Annotated in this window: 13 protein-coding genes; 7 read left to right on the top strand and 6 right to left on the bottom strand. The window is 63.9% G+C overall.

Features of this window, described 5'->3' with window-relative positions:
- The first annotated feature begins 6 nt into the window (after positions 1-6).
- Positions 7-963, top strand: coding sequence for a M56 family metallopeptidase (locus B0G38_RS12370; RefSeq protein ID WP_264669737.1), 957 nt, complete (start codon positions 7-9; stop codon positions 961-963).
- Positions 964-1,029: 66 nt separating this feature from the next.
- Here B0G38_RS12370 and B0G38_RS12365 read toward each other — a convergent pair whose 3' ends face one another.
- A complete protein-coding gene (locus B0G38_RS12365; RefSeq protein ID WP_264669736.1) occupies positions 1,030-3,141 on the bottom strand; it encodes a DNA gyrase/topoisomerase IV subunit B in 2,112 nt (703 codons plus the stop codon).
- 266 nt (positions 3,142-3,407) lie between these two features.
- On the opposite strand from B0G38_RS12365, the gene B0G38_RS12360 reads away from it, so the two are divergent.
- The gene (locus tag B0G38_RS12360; RefSeq protein ID WP_074702574.1) at positions 3,408-3,629 is read left to right on the top strand and encodes a DUF7455 domain-containing protein; all 222 of its coding nucleotides are present in this window, start codon (positions 3,408-3,410) and stop codon (positions 3,627-3,629) included.
- A gap of 100 nt (positions 3,630-3,729) precedes the next feature.
- Here B0G38_RS12360 and B0G38_RS12355 read toward each other — a convergent pair whose 3' ends face one another.
- From B0G38_RS12355 to B0G38_RS12340, 4 genes are all read right to left on the bottom strand, one after another.
- Positions 3,730-4,968 carry an RNA polymerase sigma factor gene (locus B0G38_RS12355; protein ID WP_264669735.1) on the bottom strand — a complete coding sequence of 413 codons (1,239 nt, stop codon included), beginning with the start codon at positions 4,966-4,968 and terminating at the stop codon, positions 3,730-3,732.
- A 318-nt stretch (positions 4,969-5,286) separates the two neighbouring features.
- The gene (locus B0G38_RS12350) at positions 5,287-6,492 is read right to left on the bottom strand and encodes a DUF4192 domain-containing protein (protein WP_264669734.1); all 1,206 of its coding nucleotides are present in this window, start codon (positions 6,490-6,492) and stop codon (positions 5,287-5,289) included.
- A 156-nt stretch (positions 6,493-6,648) separates the two neighbouring features.
- Positions 6,649-8,001 (bottom strand): MFS transporter, encoded by a 1,353-nt coding sequence (locus tag B0G38_RS12345; RefSeq protein ID WP_264669733.1) that lies wholly within the window; start codon positions 7,999-8,001, stop codon positions 6,649-6,651.
- Between the two features lie 51 nt (positions 8,002-8,052).
- Complete coding sequence (locus tag B0G38_RS12340; RefSeq protein ID WP_264669732.1) at positions 8,053-9,000, bottom strand: proteasome assembly chaperone family protein; 948 nt, start codon at positions 8,998-9,000, stop codon at positions 8,053-8,055.
- 263 nt (positions 9,001-9,263) lie between these two features.
- On the opposite strand from B0G38_RS12340, the gene B0G38_RS12335 reads away from it, so the two are divergent.
- The 5 genes from B0G38_RS12335 to B0G38_RS12315 all read left to right on the top strand — a co-directional run bounded on the left by B0G38_RS12335 (position 9,264) and on the right by B0G38_RS12315 (position 15,436).
- Complete coding sequence (locus B0G38_RS12335; protein ID WP_264669731.1) at positions 9,264-10,793, top strand: leucyl aminopeptidase; 1,530 nt, start codon at positions 9,264-9,266, stop codon at positions 10,791-10,793.
- 213 nt (positions 10,794-11,006) lie between these two features.
- Entirely contained in the window at positions 11,007-12,389 is a 1,383-nt protein-coding gene (lpdA, locus tag B0G38_RS12330) for a dihydrolipoyl dehydrogenase (protein WP_264669730.1), read from the top strand.
- 118 nt (positions 12,390-12,507) lie between these two features.
- On the top strand, positions 12,508-14,262 hold the full coding sequence (gene sucB, locus B0G38_RS12325) for a 2-oxoglutarate dehydrogenase, E2 component, dihydrolipoamide succinyltransferase (protein ID WP_264669729.1): 1,755 nt from the start codon (positions 12,508-12,510) through the stop codon (positions 14,260-14,262).
- 173 nt (positions 14,263-14,435) lie between these two features.
- Positions 14,436-14,786 (top strand): hypothetical protein, encoded by a 351-nt coding sequence (locus B0G38_RS12320; RefSeq protein ID WP_139003734.1) that lies wholly within the window; start codon positions 14,436-14,438, stop codon positions 14,784-14,786.
- A 218-nt stretch (positions 14,787-15,004) separates the two neighbouring features.
- Positions 15,005-15,436 carry an OsmC family peroxiredoxin gene (locus B0G38_RS12315; protein WP_264669728.1) on the top strand — a complete coding sequence of 144 codons (432 nt, stop codon included), beginning with the start codon at positions 15,005-15,007 and terminating at the stop codon, positions 15,434-15,436.
- Positions 15,437-15,513: 77 nt separating this feature from the next.
- Here the strand turns inward: B0G38_RS12315 and B0G38_RS12310 are convergent, their stop codons facing one another.
- Positions 15,514-18,975 carry a S41 family peptidase gene (locus B0G38_RS12310; protein WP_264669727.1) on the bottom strand — a complete coding sequence of 1,154 codons (3,462 nt, stop codon included), beginning with the start codon at positions 18,973-18,975 and terminating at the stop codon, positions 15,514-15,516.
- Positions 18,976-19,002: the final 27 nt, after the last annotated feature.

Raw genomic sequence — 19,002 nt, 5'->3', positions numbered from 1 at the left:
CCCTTAGTGTTCTGGGCCTCGTACCTCCTGGCCGCCATGGCGGTCATTTTGGCGTGGCCGGTGCCGGTTTTGCTCGCCCGGGCAAAGTGGACCGCACGAGCACCCGTCACGGCCTTGGTGCTGTGGCAAGCCATCGCGCTGGCCGGCGGGCTCTCCATGATCGGCGCCATGCTGACGTGGGGGCTGGAACCGCTGGGCGAGAACCTCCTGGCGGGGCTTCAAGGGCTGGCAGGGCTGCTGGTCAGTTACGCGCCGGCACCGGGCCTGGACCTGATCCATGTCTTCGCGCTCAGCGCTGCCCTGCTGCTGGGCGTACATCTGGTCTTTACGCTGCTGCTGACGTATTACCGGATCCGCAAGCAACGCAACAAGCACCGTGACCTGCTGAACCTGCTCAGTTCGCCGGTCAAAAACTCTCCCAAGACCCTGGTGATCAGCCATCCCGCACCGGTGGCGTATTGCCTCCCCGGTGGAGCTGGCTCCGTTACAGTGCTCTCGGAAGGTCTGCTGGAGCTGCTTCGGCCCGAAGAACTCGAGGCGGTTCTAAACCATGAGCGCGCCCATCTGAACCAGCGCCACGACCTACTGCTGTGGGCCTTTGCTGCCTGGCGCTCCGCGCTTCCCTGGCTGCCGACATCGCAGCTCGCGCAGCGGGCCGTCAACGAACTGATCGAGATGCTTGCGGATGACGGGGCACTGAGAACCGCGAACAGGGAAACCTTGATCCGCGCCGTGGCCGTGGTGGCTAGCGGCGAACGGCCATCCGGCGTCGGCGCTCCGGCCAAAGAGTTGCTGACCCCGGAAGAGTCTGAGGCCCTGAGTACTGCCCACCGGCTGCACCGGCTGCTGTCGCCGTCGCCGCCCCTGGGCAAGCCAGCGCAAGCACTGGTGCTGGGCTGCTCGGCCTTGCTGCTGGCCGTGCCGACCGTCCTGCTCCTGGCCCCGGGGCTGGCCGCGGGATAGCAGCAGAACGCTGGCTCCGCTCCAGGTTGCCCGCAGGAGGCTTCCCCGCTGCAGGCCTTACCTTCGTTAGGCGTCGATCCGCTCGCGATCCAGCATGGCCGCACCGGCAACAATGAACTCCTTGCGCGGCGCCACGTCCGAACCCATCAGCAGGTCAAAAGCACGCTCGGCAGCCTCGGCATGCTCGATGCCGACACGCCGCAGGGTCCGGTGCCGCGGGTCCATGGTCGTTTCGGCCAACTGGTCGGCGTCCATTTCGCCAAGGCCCTTGTACCGCTGGATTGGCTCCTTGTAGTTCCGGCCGCTCTTCTCCAATTCGGCCAGCAGGCGCACTAGTTCGTTCTCCGAGTAGGTATAGACGAGCTCGTTGGCCTTTGACCCGTGATTGATTACTTCCACCCGGTGCAACGGTGGTACCGCGGCGTACACCCGGCCGGCTTCAACCAGCGGACGCATGTAGCGGAAGAAAAGCGTCAGCAGCAGCGTACGGATATGCGCGCCGTCGACATCGGCGTCGGTCATCAGAATGACCTTGCCGTAGCGGGCGGCGTCAAGCTGGAAACTGCGGCCCGAACCGGCGCCCACCACCTGGATCAACGCGGCGCACTCGGCGTTGGCAAGCATGTCACCCACCGAGGCTTTCTGGACGTTAAGGATCTTGCCGCGGATCGGCAACAGCGCCTGATGGTCCGAGGAACGGGCCAGCCGCGCGGTCCCCAGGGCGCTATCTCCTTCGACAATGAACAGCTCGGAGCGTGCCACATCATCCGTACGGCAATCCAACAGTTTCGCCGGCATCGAGGACGTTTCCAAGGCGTTCTTGCGCCGCTGCGTTTCCTTGTGCACGCGCGCGGAGATGCGTGACTTCATCTCGCTGACAACCTTTTCCAGCAGCAGCGCAGACTGGGCCTTGTCTCCCCTCGCCGTGGAGGTGAGCTTCGCCTGGATTTCCTTTTCCACCACACGCGAGACGATATTGCGGACAGCTGAGGTACCGAGGATTTCCTTGGTCTGCCCTTCGAACTGCGGTTCGGCCAGCCGAACGGTCAGCACGGCAGTCAGGCCTGCGAAGACGTCATCCTTTTCGATCTTGTCATTGCCGGCCTTAAGCTTGCGCGAATTGGCTTCAATGACCTTGCGGAAGGTTTTCAGCAGGGCCTGTTCGAAACCGGCCTGGTGCGTGCCGCCCTTCGGCGTGGCAATGATGTTGACGAAGCTGCGGACGCTTGTGTCATAGCCAATGCCCCAGCGAAGGGCGATGTCCACCTCGCAGTCCCGTTCAACCTCCGCCATCCGGCTGTGGCCCTTTTCGTCCAGCACCGGCACGTTTTCCTTGAATTTGCCGGAGCCGTGGACCCGCCAAATATCGGTGACCGCGCTGTCGTTGGAGAGATAATCGACGAACTCGGCGATCCCGCCGTCGTGCTGGAAGACCTCTTCGATCGGCCCGTTTTCTCCCGGCGTACCGGGCAACTGGCGTTCGTCGCGCAGAGTGACTCGAAGTCCGGGAACCAGGAAGGACGTCTGCCGCACACGGGCCTGCAGTTCCTCATAGGAGAACTTGGCATCAGCTGTGAATATTTGGCGGTCCGCCCAGTAACGGATCCGTGTACCTGTGACGCCCCGCTTGGCTTTGCCCACCACTTCGAGCGTGGAGCTCTGCAGGAAAGGCTCGAACTTCGAATCGGGGCTGAGGTGCTTGCCCGTGTCGGCGAAATGCCCGGGCTCACCCCGGCGGAAGGACATCTGGTACGTCTTGCCGCCGCGGTCCACCTGGACATCCAAGCGCGCTGAGAGGGCGTTGACTACACTGGCGCCGACCCCATGCAGACCGCCGGATGCTGTGTAAGAACCTCCGCCGAACTTTCCGCCGGCGTGCAGTTTGGTGAAAACTACTTCGACGCCCGTCAGGCCGGTCCGCGGTTCAACGTCAACAGGAACGCCGCGGCCGTCATCGTGGATTTCCACTGACCCGTCCGGATGCAAGATGACAGTGATGCTCTGGCCGAACCCGGCCAAGGCCTCATCCACTGAGTTGTCGATGATTTCCCAGAGGCAGTGCATGAGCCCACGCGAATCCGTGGACCCGATGTACATGCCTGGGCGCTTGCGGACAGCTTCCAGTCCCTCGAGGACGGAAAGATGGCGGGCTGTGTAATCGGAACTCGGTGGCGCCACTGAACTAGGAACTCCTTGGCCATACGAAAAGTGAACTCAAACATCCCGGGGTTCCCCGGCGGCCGCTTGCAAAATGAAGGACCGTTACTAGGCTAGTCCCCTTTAGCAGCACGGATGTGCACCTCGTCGACCAGCGCGTCGGGGATCACAGCAGATCCTGCCCGTTACGTACATGTGATACGCGGTCAGCGAAAGTGATCGAAAGGTGCGAAGAAAACACCCAATGCAGTGGTTGTATGGACATACACATTTGTAAGGAGGTCGTCATGACAACAGCAGTAGCTACCCGAGAACTGACCGCAATGGATCGTTGTGATCGCTGCGGGGCCCAGGCCTACGTCCGAGTTGTGTTGGAGTCCTCCGGGGGAGAATTGCTTTTCTGCGGACACCACGCCCGCCAGCACGAACCGCAGTTGCGTTCGAAGGCTGCCGAATGGCAGGACGAAACCGGCCGGCTTCGCGAGACGCCTGCCATGGCAGCGGAATAGGCTTCAGCAGTTCGTCTGTCGCACAGCCGATAACTGCATAAATAACAATGGCGCCGTCCTCCTTTCGGGGGACCGGCGCCATTGTTATTGGCCGTGGAGATTAGTCCAGGTAGTCGCGCAGCACCTGGGAACGCGACGGGTGGCGCAGCTTGGACATCGTCTTGGATTCGATCTGGCGGATCCGTTCCCGTGTCACGCCGTAGACCTTGCCGATTTCGTCTAAAGTCTTAGGCTGGCCATCGGTCAGGCCGAAACGCATGGCAACGACACCGGCCTCACGCTCGGACAGAGTGTCCAGGACGGAGTGCAGCTGCTCCTGCAGCAGAGTGAAGCTGACCGCGTCCGCCGGGACAACGGCCTCGGAGTCCTCGATCAGGTCACCGAACTCGGAGTCGCCGTCCTCGCCAAGGGGCGTGTGAAGGGAAATCGGCTCGCGGCCGTACTTCTGGACCTCGACAACCTTTTCAGGCGTCATGTCCAGTTCCAGTGCCAGTTCTTCCGGCGTAGGCTCGCGGCCCAAGTCCTGCAACATCTGCCGCTGTACGCGGGCAAGCTTGTTGATGACCTCGACCATGTGAACGGGGATACGGATGGTACGGGCCTGGTCGGCCATGGCTCGGGTAATAGCCTGACGGATCCACCAGGTGGCGTAGGTCGAGAACTTGAAGCCCTTGGTGTAGTCGAACTTCTCCACAGCACGGATCAGGCCCAGGTTGCCTTCCTGGATCAGGTCCAGGAAAAGCATGCCGCGGCCCGTATAACGCTTGGCCAGCGAAACGACCAGACGAAGGTTGGCCTCGAGCAGGTGGTTCTTCGCACGCTTGCCGTCGTGGACAACCTGCTCCAGGTCACGGCGCAGGCGGGTTTCCATGCTGCCGTCGTCCTTGGCCAGCTTCTCTTCGGCGAAAAGACCGGCCTCAATGCGCAGCGCGAGATCGACTTCCTGCTCTGCGTTCAGCAGCGCGACTTTACCGATCTGCTTCAGATAGTCCTTAACCGGATCCGCAGTGGCTCCGGCCGAAACTACCTGCTGGGCGGGGGCATCATCATCGTCCGCGTCGGAGTAGACGAAGCCGCCTTCTTTACCGGCAGGCTTTGCGGTTTCGTCAGCTTCGTCGGCTTCGTCAATAGCGTCCGGCTCGGCGTCCTCATCCTCGACGTCTGCGTCAGTCTGGTCCTCGGCGGCTTTTGTGGTCTTCTTGGCTGCGGGGCCCTTCTTGGCTGCGGCTGCACCTGGCTTGCGACCGCGGCGCTTGGGCGCGGCGGGAGAGGCAGAAGTCGTCGTGGCGGTAGCAGTCTCCTCCACGGGAACTGCAGCAGTCTTCTTCTCAGGTGACACAGAGAACCTTTCATACGGGCGGTCTGTGATGATACCTGTGGGTAACACCACTATGACCCTGTCAAGTCCGTGTTTGATTTCAAGCAAAAGCCACAGATGCAGGGTCTGCGATACATAACCTGCTCTGCGCCGCAGGTATTCCCATACTGGGCATACCCACTTGCAACACGAACCCGACCGGGTCTCGGTTCCCATTGTCTCACGTTTTCACCCCGCTCGTGAACGAACATTTGCCTTCCTCGCCCTATGTTGCTGCGACCATAAGGAGATGGCGGGAGGCCGTGCTGTGCTGGCTTTCACCGTGCCCGCGACCCTCGGTCAGGCCGCTCGTTCCCCTGACCCGGACCACGATGAATCGCGGTCCATAGCCCAAACAGGCAAGATGCCGGTCTCGACGAAGTCATTGAGCAGCCGGGCCAGGCTGTAGTCCGGAAACTCCTGCAGAACCATTTCCAATGCCTCGTGCGCCATAGATCCGCGGCCGCGAGCCCATTCAATCCAGGCCAGCAGAGTTCCGGCTGCGGCCTTGGACGGTCCCTCCGACCCGCAATAAAGACGTACCAGGAGATCCGCTGCCCGGTCCACTCTGGTCCATTGCGGCGCCTGGGAGGAATTCCCGAGCAGCACAGCATCGAAGATGCGCCTGTAGGCATCCAGAGTCTTGCCCGGTTTCCACGTCGCACAAGGAAACGGGCCCGTCAGAGGTACATCCATGCCGGGCGGTTCGGTACCGGTCAGCACGCCGCTGCTCACTGCGCCTCCGTAAGCAGCGTCCAGCCCGCGGCAGATCAGCACGATCACCGCATCGCGGACATGAAACGAAGTCAGGCTCGCCAGCAGGAAGGGAATCCGCTCCGGTCCGGGCCCGGAGCGGATGGCCGCGTCCCAGCAGAGCAGGGTCCGCCGGAACACTTCAGGTGCATGCCAGCTTCCCTCAAGCATCCGGAGGATTTCGCTGCTCTCGTTGCACATTGCAGTTGCAGACTCCGCGACGACCGCTCCCGAACGCCGGAGAGCGACGGCCTGGCTCACGGACGGGGCGACGCTGCTCCCCCGGAAAATCATCTCCGCGTTGATGGTGCTTTCAGCGATGCGCTCCACCGGGTGGCCGCCGGCCGGGCAGCAGCCAGGCCCCTTGCAGTGGAGGCAGCGGAAATGTTCCGGACCCACAACCCACCCGTCCCGGACGGGCAGGCCGGCACCATCGAGTGAGGTCAGGAGCAAGTCCAAGAGGGTTTCATATGGGGGAAACTGCACCGACCTTTCCAAGGCATCGGTGTACAACACCAGCAGCGAGCTGTCCGCCCGGCTGTCCTTGCGCAGGTAAGCGCTGGCAGCGTCGGCAAAACGCGCCAGTTCCTCCTCGCCGCTGTCCGTCGGGAGATCCAGGCGAAGGGTAGCCCCTAGCCGTTTGCCGTTCAGGGACAGCAGCACCAGACTTTGCCGTGGCTGGAACTCCAGTGCGTGGGGTATGTAGCCAAGGATGTCTTCTGGCCGGGACACATGAATTGTTTGTTTGTTCATTCCCCCAATCTGGCCGGGCCCGATGCCGTCAGCCAGAGATCCACGGCGCGATGTGGAGCAGCCGGCATCGTGCTCCGCTTGTGGAGGAAGGGCCATGCGGACCGTACGCATGCCGTACAGGAGCCGTCGGATCACATCCGGCGGTGCGTTTGTGCTTTAGCGCCGGCCGGTGCCGGCATCGCGGCGGCGGTCCCGGCGTCGTTTGCGCAACTGGCGTTGTCGGGCCAGTGCCACCCGCAGCGGCGGCACATCCTGGCCCTCGGCAGCCATTTTGGCTCTGACCCTCCTGCGGATGAACAGGATGGCCGCCGTGCCGCCCGCCAGGAACAGGAACTGAACGCTCAAGGCAATACGGAACGAGTCCAGGGCGTAGAGCTCCCCCTGCGAGTAACCGCTGGCATACAGCGCATCCAGCACCACTCCAACACAGAACATCACGAGCAGCGCGGAGACAAAACCGCCGACGTTGACAATTCCGGTTGCGGTACCGGCCCGGCTGACCGGATTGAACGTCCGGGCGAAGTCGAAGGCGATCATCGACCCCGGGCCGCCTACCGCCAGAATAAGAACCAGCGCGACCAGCAGCCAGAAAGGCGCTCTCCCGGGATACAGCAACACGGCTAGCCAGACGGCTGCCGTCGCGGCAATGATCAGCAATACGAGCGAGGAACGGCGGAGCGGATGGCGGGCAACCCACCGTCCAAAAAACGGGCCGCTGCACAGTGCCACCGCCACAAAAACAGTCATCAGTGCCGAAGCTGCAGCCGGTTCCAACCCCTGACCGGAAACCAGGAAGGGAAATCCCCAGGTCAAAATAAAGACGTTCCCGGCAAACTGCACCGTGAAATGCGACCAAAGCCCCAGCTGCGTTCCCGGTTGTTTCCACGCCTGCGCCAGAGAGACACCGGTCTGCCGAAGCGTGGGCGGCAGGTCCTGCTCCACCCCGGAGGGGAAATTGCGGATGACAGTAGCCGCCAGGACGACGGACAAAACCGACAGAGCGGCCACGGAGAGGAACGCTGTCTGCCAGCCTTGCAGATTCAGCAGGGCCACGAATGGAATAACGCTGAGCAGCTGGCCCAGCTGCCCCAGCTGCCCGGTGAGCTGGGTCAGCAAAGGGATACGTTTTCCGCTGAACCAGATCGGCAGCAGCCGCAGCACCGAGACAAAGGTCATCGCGTCACCGGCGCCCACCAGCAGCCGGCCCGCCAGCCCTTCCGGAACGGAGGAAGCAAATGCGAGCTGAACCTGGCCAGCGCACATCAGAACAGCACCCCCGGTAATCATGAACCGAGGTCCGAACCTGTCTACCATAAGACCCACGGGGATCTGCAGGCTTGCGTAGACCAGGAGCTGCACCACGGTGAACGTGGACAGCGCCGCGGCGGTGGCATCAAAACGTTCAGTGGCGTGCAAGCCGGCGACCCCGAAGGAGGTGCGCTGGGTGATGGCGACGAGGTAGGCGAAGACGCCTGTTCCCCATATCCACCAGGCGCGCCGCGTATCCATGCCTCTTATTATTGATGCGCTCCGGGCAGAAGACTAATTACCGAACGAGCCTCAGTCGGCGGAGTCAGCGCCCGGTTCAGGGCCGCGGTAGGTATCGGAAAGGCCGGCGAGGAAGGCTTCTACTTCGGCACCGAGCTCTTCGGCATCCGGAAGCTCGTCATTATCCTTGGTCAGCAGTGACCGACGCGTCTCGTGTTCGGCGTACTTGTCGTAGCGCTTTTCCAGTTTGCTAACCACGTGCTGGACTTCGACAGATTCATCAACCTGCCGCGCTATTTGCGCCTCCACCTCGCGGCCGGTCTCGCGCAACCGGTCGGTGGGCAGGACCAGCGAAGCAGCTGCGCCCAGATACTCCATCGCCGTCACGGCAGCCTGCGGATACTCCGCCTCGGCCAGGTAGTGCGGGACGTGGACGGAATAACCCGTGACATCATGCCCGGCTTCAATCAAGCGCACCTCCAGCAGGGGGCCGATGGCTGCCTGCAGCTGGGCGGTTGGCTTCCAAGCCGTAATACCGTCTATGAGCTCCGGCCGGTTTCCGTGGACCGTCACACCGAGCGGACGGGTGTGGGGCACGGGCATGGGGAGCGCCTGAACCCATGTCACCAGCCGGACTTCAAGCCTTTCGACCAGGGCGATCACGGCGCGCGTGAAGCGTTCCCACTGCAAATCCGGCTCGGCACCAGTCAGGAGGAGAAACGGCTGGCCCATCCCGTCGTGCAACCGGTACAGCTCGATCTTCGGCCGCTCGTAGTCTGTGAAATGGTCGCCCACAAAGGAAATCTGCGGCCGCTGGCTCCGGTAGTCGATGAGCTGGTCCGCATCGAAGGACGCGATGAGTTCGGAATCCAACTGCTCCAGCAGTTCTTCCGCGAGTTGGGACACGACATGGCCGGCTTCGGCAATTCCGGTAAACCCCATGACCAGGTTGAGACCACGCAATTCCGGCGAACCAATCAGTTCGGCATTTGTGCTGAACAATGAATTAGCATCGAGCATCCTGTCCTCCGTTCTGATTGGTCGGATTGGGCGCGCAGTGGCGCAACTATCTTTTGTATCAGCGCAGCCGCTGGCGAAATAATTCCGTGGCTCTGCCGAAGCGGCCGGAACCGGAGCTGCCCGCATCGGAATCAGCGCCGTTCCGTCAAGTTCCGGCGCATCAAAGCCTCTACGGACTACTGTAGACACAACGCTACGAATGGACGCATCGGCCGGGGTTGGCCCGCCGGACTCCTACTCAAGACAAGTGAGGTCAGCACTTCGTGATCAGAACCACCGAGCCCAGGATCAATGCCACGGCCAAGGACGTCCGAAAGATCCAGTGCGATGCACTGGTGGTGGGGGTGGCCCAAGATTCATCCGGGCCGGTCCTGGTGGGCAGTCCGCTCCATGGCAAAGCAGCCCAGGCACTGAACGACTCCTTGGCGGTACTGGGCATCACGGGCGCCACCGATGAAGTCCGCAGGCTGCCTGGCCTGCCGGAGCTCAATGCCGAAATCCTGGTCTTGACCGGTCTGGGGAAGATGGAAGATGGTCTCCCCCTGTCCGAGGAGACTCTTCGCCGGGCCGCCGGATCGGCGGTGCGCCAGCTCGGCGGGATCTCCAGTGTGGCCCTGGCCCTGCCTGCCGAGACACCGGCCGCCGCGGCTGCCGTGGCAGAAGGCGCGGCGCTGGGCGCCTACTCATACAACGAACACCGCAGCGGCTCCGCGTCCGGGAAACGGCCCGAACATGTCGAAACGGTCACCGTGCTGAGCCCTGCGGCCGGCGAAAAGAGCGTGACTGCAGCCGTCAAACGTGCGCAGATCATCGGCCGTGCAGTCAATGCCACCCGCACCCTGGTCAACCAGCCGCCGAGCCACCTCTACCCGGAAACGTTCGCCGATGCCGCCACGGCGCTGGCGAAGGATCTGCCGGTAAAGGTGACCGTGATGGATGAGAAAAAGCTGGAAAGCGAGGGCTTCGGCGGACTCGTGGGCGTCGGCAAGGGCTCTGCCCGTCCGCCACGCATGGTCAAGGTGGAGTACTCCCCTGCCCGGGCGAAGATCAAACTCGCCTTTGTCGGCAAAGGCATCACCTTCGACTCCGGCGGTCTGTCGCTCAAGCCAGCCAACGGCATGGTGACGATGAAGTGCGATATGGCGGGTGCCGCCGTCGTACTTAACGCATTGCTGGCCATTGCCGAACTGGGCCTGCCGGTCAAGGTTACCGCCTGGCTGTGCCTGGCCGAGAATATGCCGTCCGGGCATGCCCAGCGGCCTTCGGACGTCATGACTGTGTACGGCGGCAAGACGGTCGAAATCCTCAATACCGACGCCGAAGGGCGGCTCGTGATGGCCGACGGACTCGCTGCGGCGAGCGAGGAGGCGCCGGATGCGCTGATCGACGTTGCCACGCTGACCGGTGCACAGATGGTTGCGCTCGGCAGCCGGGTTTCCGCCGTGATGGGCGAGGACGGTGTGCGGGACGCAGTCAAGGCTGCGGCGGACCGGGCGGGCGAGCTGTTTTGGCCGATGCCCCTGCCCGAGGAATTGCGCTCCAGCCTGGATTCGCCGGTGGCCGATCTGGCCAATATGGGCGAAAAATTCGGCGGCATGCTCACGGCGGCCATCTTCCTGCGCGAATTCGTCGGCGAAGTCAACGGGGAAAAGATTCCGTGGGCGCACCTGGACATCGCCGGCCCCGCATTCAACGAGGGCGCGGCGTACGGCTACACGCCGAAGGAAGGTACCGGCGTCGCAGTCCGGACGCTGGTAGCTTATGCGGAAGACGTGGTGGCAAGAGCCCGCTAAACGGGTCACCTTTTTGACAGGCGTCACCCTGCCGCTATTCGTCAATCACACAGTGGAGTGAATCCGCGCACATTGCGGTCCGGATTCACCTTCACCGAGTAGATGATGGTAGCTGAGTGACGCTAAGGTGATCAGAAAACACCTAGAAATTCACTTCACCCAATCAAAGTCGACGTGCGGACGCACGTCCTGACACCCCGAGGGAGCGTTCACGTGGCCGATTCGGCAACTGCGCAAGAATTCGACATCCTGGTACTCGGCGGCGGCAGCGGTGGATATGCCGCCGCTTTGCGTGCCGTACAACTGGGTTTCACGGTAGGCCTGGTTGAAAAGGGCAAGCTGGGTGGTACCTGTCTGCACTGGGGTTGCATCCCGACGAAGGCGATGCTGCACGCGGCTGAACTGGCCGACCATGCCCGCGATTCCGCCAAGTACGGCGTGAACGTGACCTTGGATTCGATTGATTTGGGTGCGGTTAAGGCCTACAAGGACGGCGTCGTTGCCGGCAAATACAAGGGCCTGAGCGGACTCATCAAGATGAAGGGCATCACCGTCATCGAGGGTGAGGGAAAGCTCACCGGCAAGGACACCGTTGAGGTCAACGGCACCACCTACACCGGCAAGAACATCATCCTCGCCACCGGCTCCTACTCGAAGACCCTGCCCGGCCTGGAAATTGGTGGCAAGGTCATCACCTCGGAGCAGGCCCTGGACATGACGGAACTGCCGAAGAAGGCAGTCATCCTCGGCGGCGGCGTCATCGGCGTCGAGTTCGCATCGGTCTGGAAGTCGTTCGGTGTGGATGTCACCATCGTCGAAGGCCTGCCTTCCCTCGTTCCGAACGAGGACCCGTCGATCATCAAGGTCCTGGAGCGTTCCTTCAAGAAGCGCGGCATCAAGTCCAACACCGGCGTCTTCTTCGAAAAGGTAGAGCAGAACGACGACGGCGTTGTCGTCACCCTCGCCGACGGCAAGACTTTCGACGGCGACCTGCTGCTCGTGGCCGTTGGCCGCGGGGCGAGCACGTCCGGCCTGGGCTTCGAGGAAGCCGGTCTGACCGTGGACCGCGGATTCGTCATCACCGATGAGCGCTGCCACACCGGCGTCGGCAATATCTACGCCGTCGGCGACATCGTTCCCGGTGTCCAGCTGGCCCACCGCGGGTTCCAGCAGGGCATCTTCGTGGCCGAGGAAATCGCCGGCAACAACCCGGCCATCGTTGAAGACATCAATATCCCGAAGGTCACTTTCTGCGAACCCGAGATCGCCTCCGTTGGGCTCAACCAGCCGCAGGCTGAAGAGAAGTTCGGCAAGGAGAACGTCGAAACTGCCGAGTACAACCTGGCCGGCAACGGCAAGAGTTCCATCCTCGGCACCAGCGGCATCATCAAGATGGTCCGCCAGAAGGATGGCCCCATCGTCGGCATGCACATGATCGGCGGCCGCATCGGCGAGCAGATCGGTGAAGCGCAGCTGATCGTGAGCTGGGAAGCCTACCCCGAGGACGTCGCGGCCCTGATCCACGCACACCCGACCCAGAACGAGGCCCTCGGCGAGGCCGCCATGGCCCTCGCCGGCCGGCCGCTTCACGGTTAGCCAGTCCCCTGCTTAGTGCGCTCCGTCCTGAGGCGGGGTGCACTAAGCTCAAAACAAGATTCCCCAGCCCGACCAGAGCTGGACCGGAGAAAACAGATTTAAGGAGAACGGGGACGAAATGTCTGAAACCGTGAACTTGCCCGCCCTCGGTGAAAGTGTCACCGAAGGTACCGTTACCCGCTGGCTGAAGCAGGTCGGTGACCGGGTAGAAGTAGACGAGCCCCTGCTCGAAGTTTCCACCGACAAGGTCGATACCGAGATCCCGTCCCCGGTTGCGGGTGTCATCGAGGAAATCCTCGTCGCCGAAGACGAAACTGCCGACGTCGGCGCCGCACTGGTCCGCATCGGCGACGGTTCAGGTTCCGGCGCTGCCCCGGCCGAGTCCGCTCCGGCTCAGGAAGCTCCGGCTCAGGAGGCACCGGCCCAGGAAGCTCCCGCCGAAGAGGCTCCGAAGCAGGAGGCTGCTCCGGCCGCCGAGTCCGGCGCCAAGGGCACGTCCGGTTCGGGCGAGGGCACCGAGGTCACGCTCCCCGCGCTGGGGGAAAGCGTCACTGAAGGCACCGTCACCCGTTGGCTGAAGCAGGTCGGCGATGAGGTAGCCGTCGACGAGCCGCTGCTTGAGGTCTCCACGGACAAGGTTGATACCGAAATTCCCTCCCCGGTAGCCGGTACGCTGCAGGAGATCCGGGTGAACGAGGACGAGACCGCCGAGGTCGGCTCCGTCCTCGCCGTCATCGGCTCCGGCGCAGGCGCCCCCGCCCAGGCCGCTCCGGCAGAGGCCGAGCCCGTTGCCGCCGCACCTGCGCAGCAGCGCGAAGAGCCGGTCGAGCAGCCCGCTCCGGCCAAGGAAGAAGCTCCCGCCAAGCAGGCAGCGCCCCCCGCTCCTGAGAAGGCACCGGCAGCCCCCGCCCAGGCCGAGCCTGCCGAAGCTGCCGGCGGATCCGACGCCGGGTATGTGACTCCGCTGGTGCGCAAGCTGGCCAACCAGCACAGCATCGACCTGTCCTCCGTGAAGGGCACCGGTGTCGGCGGGCGTATCCGCAAGCAGGACGTGCTCTCCGCTGCCGAGTCGTCCAAGGCACCTGCAGCCCAGGCCGCCCCGTCGGCAGGCAAGGCCGCGGCGTCCGCTCCGGCTGCTGCCGGTGCCGGCAAGCGCGGCACGGTGGAGAAGGCCCCGCGCATCCGCCAGGTCATTGCCCGCCGCATGCGCGAGTCGCTGGACGTTTCCACGCAGCTCACGCAGGTCCACGAAGTGGACATGACCAAGGTTGCCAAGCTTCGTGCCAAGGCCAAGAACTCCTTCCAGGAGCAGAACGGCGCCAAGCTGACCTTCCTGCCGTTCATCGCCAAGGCAGTCGCGGAAGCGCTCAAGCAGCACCCCAAGCTGAACGCTTCGTACGACGAAGAGAAGCAGGAAATCACCTACCACAACGCCGAGCATCTGGCGATTGCAGTGGACACGGACAAGGGCCTGCTCGTGCCGGTCATCAGCGACGCCGGAAACCTGAACCTGGCAGGTCTTGCCGGCAAGATCGCCGATGTTGCGGACCGCACGCGGACCAACAAGATCGGCCCGGACGAGCTGTCCGGCGGTACGTTCAGCATCACCAACATCGGTAGCGTGGGTGCCCTGTTCGACACCCCGATCATCAACCAGCCGCAGGTAGGTATCCTCGGCACCGGTGCGATCGTCAAGCGCCCGGTGGTGGTCTCCGACGCGAACGGCGACGACTCGATCGCCATCCGCTCCATGATGTACCTGTCGCTGACCTACGATCACCGCCTGGTCGACGGCGCCGACGCAGGACGCTTCCTGCAGACGCTGCGCACCCGTCTGGAAGAGGGAGCCTTCGAGGCTGACCTGGGTCTCTAGCAAGGTCCGGACAACGACGGCGGCGGGTGGCGTTCCAACGAACGTCACCCGCCGCCGTAGTCGGCTTAACGGCCGTGGTTCTGATGGGTTCTTACTACAGTTCGTAGAAAATTTGACTGCTGCTGCTCCGTGGCGCGACGTAATCCCTGCTCAGAGCCGATAGGCTAAATGCCATGGAGATCCTTTACAGCATTTTTGTCTTTCTGCACATCGTAGGTGCGGCCATGATCGTGGGCATTTGGATCGGCAACATGAAGAAGCCGACCGTCCACCCGCGCCAGTTCGACGGCGCCATGCTCCAACTGATCACCGGCGTCATCATGATGGGACTTATCCCGGCTCTGGACATGGATGCCAACTACGTCAAGCTCGGCATCAAGCTCGTCATCGCCCTCGTTGTCGGTGTGCTGGCCTTCATTGGCCGCCGCAAGTACAAGGCCAATGAACCCATCTCAACCGGCCTGGCACATGCAGTAGGCGGTCTGGCCCTGCTCAACATAGCCCTCGCCACCCTCTGGAACTGATCCAAGGGCTTTATCCAACGGCCGGCCTCCCTCTGGGGATGCCGGCCGTTGGCATGCCGGCCGTAACTTTTCCGTTGTCCGTCGCTGCGTTCCACGCCGGGACGCAACGTGGTGGCAAACGATTCTGCCGCACCCTAGGATGAAGACGAAGGCACCGGCCAGTGGCCGCTGCCCGCACAGTAGGATCATCCGAATCAGTTCCGACCCAAGGAGTGCACATGGCTACAACCCGCTCGGCCCACACCGTATGGAAGGGCGACCTTTTCACCGGATCCGGCCAGACGTCCCTGGACACCTCCGGCCTCGGCACTTACGACGTGACCTGGGACGCCCGCGCGGAAAAGGCGGAAGGCAAGACCAGCCCTGAGGAACTCCTGGCCGCTGCCCACGCCACCTGCTACTCGATGCAGTTCAGCAACATGCTCAAGGAAAACGGCACCACCGCCGAGAGCATCAAGACCTCGGCTGCCGTGGATTTCCTGCCGGGCACCGGGATTACCGAAATCCGCCTGACCGTGGACGCAACCGTCCCGGGCATCAGCAACGACGATTTCCAGCGCCTGGCCACCGGCGCCAAGGACACCTGCCCGGTATCGGGTGCGCTGGCTTCGGTTCCGAGCATCACCGTCGAAGCAACGCTGGCCAGCTAGCTTGCTGCTTTAGCGCATTAACTGAAGGACCCCGGTGCGCAATCTGCACCGGGGTCCTTCACTGTTCAGAGCGGCTTTCAGCCGACGTCCTGCGGGCGCCGCGGCAGCTTGCCGGGCCGGAGCGAACGGTACCCGGACAGCGCCGGCGGCCGGTCGGTCGGCAGTTCTTTCAGCATCTCCTTGAGGATACCCACGCCGTGCTCCAGCTGCGGGTCCTCCCCCGCGGCGTAGGCGTGCGGCGGATACGGCACCTCGATGTCCGGTTCCACTCCGTAATTCTCCACGCTCCAGCCCACATCCTGCGTGAACCAGAAGGCATACCGCGGCTGGGTGACGCCGGTGCCGTCGGCTAGCGAGAACCGGCCGTCGATTCCCACTACGCCGCCCCACGTCCGTGTGCCGACCACCGGGCCGATGCCACGCAGCTTGGCGACCTGCGTAATGATGTCCCCGTCCGAACCGGCATATTCATCCGTAAGTACGACGACGGGGCCTCGCGGGGCGTGGGCCGGATACGTTCCCGGCTGCTCACCCCGGGCAAGGTTCCAGGCGGTGACCTTGCGTCCGATCAGCTCCGCCACGAGCTGGGAAGTATGTCCGCCCCGGTTGCTGCGTACATCGATGATCAGCGCGTCCCTGGTGGTCTCCACATCCAGGTCCCGGTGCAGCTGCGACCAGCCGCGGGCCACCATGTCGGGGATGTGCAGGTAGCCGAAGCCCCCGCTGGAAGCCTCACGCACGGTCCGCCGGTTTCCGGCCACCCAGTTCTGGTACCGCAACCGTTCTTCATCCGCTACGGGCACCACGGCGATCCGGCGTTGTTTGCCACGTTCCTGCGTCTCGGGTCCGTTGATGATGGTCAGCTCCACCGTCTTGCCCGCGGCTCCCACCAGCAGCGGCCCCGGACCGCTGCGCCGGTCCACCGCAATGCCGTCCACGGCGGCGATAATGTCGCCGTTCCTGACCCCGGCACCGGGTGCATTCAGCGGGGAACGTGCCAGCGGGTCCGATGACTCACCTGCCAGGATGTTCTGCACGCTCCACCCGGCGTCCGTGCTGACGATATCTGCGCCGAGGAGCCCCTGCTTGCCGGCCCCGGGCTCGGTCACGGGTGCGGGAGTGACGTAGGCGTGCGACGTACCCAGCTCGCCGTGGAGCTCCCACAGCAGGTCCACCAGGTCATCGTGCGAGCCGAGGCGTTCCACCAGCGGACGGTACTGCTGGTGGATCCCGTCCCAGTCGAGGCCCGCCATGTCCTCGGCCCAGAAAAAGTCCCGCTGCAGCCGCCAGGCCTCGTCGAAGGCCTGGCCCCACACCTTCAGCGGATCCAGCAGCAGTCGGATGCGGCTCAGGTCCACCTGGACGCTGTCCGGCGCGTCGTCCTCGACCTTGGCGGCTACCGGCACGGCCCGGACCTGCTGTTTGTTCAGATACACCAGGTGCTTGCGGTCCCCGGACACGGCGTAGGATTCCAGCGCCGGTACTAAAACGCTTACCTCCCGGCGTGAGATGTCGAACCGCTCCAGCCTGTTCGGCTGGTCGGGATCTTCCGCGGATGCCCGGCCTTCACCGGTGACCCCCGCCGCGTCCGTGGCCAGCCAGAGCAGTGCACCGTCAACCGCGCTCAGGCTGCTGTAGCGGCCTTGCGGCACCGGGATGGGAACGATCCTCGCCGGCAGCTGCAGCGGGTCGACAACAACCGGCGGAATGCCGGCCGGCCCGTCAGGCTCTGCGCCGACCTCCGGCGCCGGCTCGGGTACGGTGCCGTGGACCGCCGGGCCGAACGGCGACGGGGTCGCGGAGTCCAGCGCCACCAGGAAAGGTTTGGTGGACTGCGGAAAGCTCAAGTCGAAGCTGTGCGTGTCGTAAACCGGGTCGAAGCTGCGCTCCGAGAGGAACGCCGCAAACTTGCCGTCCGGGCTGAAGGCCGGTCCGTGGTCCCGGAAGCGGCCGTCGGTGATGTCCAGGACGCCGTCGCCACCGGACGTGGTGACCTCCGCCAGCCTGAGTTTGGTCCGGCTGCCCTCGGACGACACCGGTTCGGTCCACATGAGCCACCGCGAATCGGGTGAAAAAACCACCTCGTTGATCGCGCCATGGCCCGTCGAAGCTACTTCGCGCAGCTCGCCGGATTCTGCCTCAAGCACCAGGAGCTGGCCGAATTCGGTCGCCACGGCCGCCAGCTTGCCATCGGGGCTGGCGGAAATGGTGCTCACGCGTGTGGGGGCGGCAAAGTCGATGCGCCGAGTTCCGCTGAGGCGGCTGGCTGCCTGCTTAGCCGGCGTTCCGCCGTCGTTCGCTGTTTCATCCGTAGAAATGGACGACGACGGCGATGCCGTCTGGGGGTCCGCCACCACGGCTGAGGCGGAGACCGGCCGGGGCAGGGCTGCGTCCGCTTCCGGTTCGGGCGCTTTGGGCTTCGCGGACTCCCCCGGAGTGGCGACAGGGAGATCCTCGAATACGCGGCGGAGGTAGAGCGCCTCGACGCCGTCGTGGTCTGCGGCGTAAATCACCGTGTCCGCACCGAGCGGGCGAGCCAGCCTGGCGCGGACGCCGGGGGTAGCTTCGACTACGCGCGAGGGTCCGTCGCGGTGGGTGAGCCAGTGGATGGTTCCATGGCTTTCCACAACCGAGGCCGTACCGTCCTGGTTGGGAACGGCGGCGGCAAGGTGCCGAGCAACGTCCAGCGGCCGCGGACGGCGCGAGGTCGATGCCGAACCGAGGCTGATGTCCAGCTTCTTGGGTTCATCACCGAGCGACTCCACCAGCCAGAGTTCGCCGGCGGATTCATACACAATCCGTTGTCCGTCGGTGGAAGCGTGCCGGACGTAGAACTCCTCGTGATCGGTATGCCGGCGCAGACCGGAACCATCCGGCGCGACGGAGTAGAGGTTGCCGTAGCCTTCATGGTCGCTGAGGAAAGCAATGCGGCCGCCGATCCACAGGGGGTCCGTCAGGCTGCCGTCCAATTCCGCCGCCAGACGCTGGAATTCGTCCGATCCGTCCCGGTCGATCCAGAGTTTGCCGGCGGTGCCGCCGCGGTAGCGCTTCCACCACGCAGGCTCGCGGGAGAGCACGCTGCCGATCACCACGGGACGCTCGTCACCGACGACGGGCCCAAAGGCAATCGAATCGACCGGACCAAACTTCAGCACCTCGGCGACGGAGCCGTCCAACGGCACCGCGTGCGCCCAGGTATGGCGGGATTCTTCACGCTGGTGGGCACTGGTGACAATGACGTCGCCGGTTGCGGTAAAGCCCTTGACCCGGGTGGAGGCGTGGCCCCAGTACGTCAACTGCTGGAAGCCGCCGCCGTCCACGGCCGCTACGACAGCCTCGGGCGCGCTGCCCTGCACCACGCTCCACGCAATATGCCCGCCATTGGGTGAGAAACGCGGGTTCCGGGCAGGAAGCCCCAGCGACGAGATCCGCCAGGCCCGGCCGCCCTGAAGCGGTGCCACCCACACATCGTCCTCGGCCACGAAGGTGACCAGCTCGGCGTGGACGTGCGGATAGCGGAAGTAACTCGATGAAGTCATGCTTCGATCTTAACCATCCCGCTGCGG

It is taken from the genome of Crystallibacter permensis, assembly GCF_025960875.1.
Taxonomy (GTDB): domain Bacteria; phylum Actinomycetota; class Actinomycetes; order Actinomycetales; family Micrococcaceae; genus Crystallibacter; species Crystallibacter permensis.
Note: the sequence above shows the minus strand (reverse complement) of the source record. Positions and strands in the feature narration are given on the sequence as shown.

Excerpts from the sequence above, each read along its gene's own strand:
- B0G38_RS12315 (WP_264669728.1), top strand. The coding sequence starts at position 15,005 with ATGGCTACAACCCGCTCGGCCCACACCGTATGGAAGGGCGACCTTTTC.
- B0G38_RS12360 (WP_074702574.1), top strand. The coding sequence starts at position 3,408 with ATGACAACAGCAGTAGCTACCCGAGAACTGACCGCAATGGATCGTTGT.
- sucB (WP_264669729.1), top strand. The coding sequence starts at position 12,508 with ATGTCTGAAACCGTGAACTTGCCCGCCCTCGGTGAAAGTGTCACCGAA.
- B0G38_RS12310 (WP_264669727.1), bottom strand. The coding sequence starts at position 18,975 with ATGACTTCATCGAGTTACTTCCGCTATCCGCACGTCCACGCCGAGCTG.
- B0G38_RS12350 (WP_264669734.1), bottom strand. The coding sequence starts at position 6,492 with ATGAACAAACAAACAATTCATGTGTCCCGGCCAGAAGACATCCTTGGC.
- B0G38_RS12345 (WP_264669733.1), bottom strand. The coding sequence starts at position 8,001 with ATGGATACGCGGCGCGCCTGGTGGATATGGGGAACAGGCGTCTTCGCC.
- B0G38_RS12320 (WP_139003734.1), top strand. The coding sequence starts at position 14,436 with ATGGAGATCCTTTACAGCATTTTTGTCTTTCTGCACATCGTAGGTGCG.
- B0G38_RS12340 (WP_264669732.1), bottom strand. The coding sequence starts at position 9,000 with ATGCTCGATGCTAATTCATTGTTCAGCACAAATGCCGAACTGATTGGT.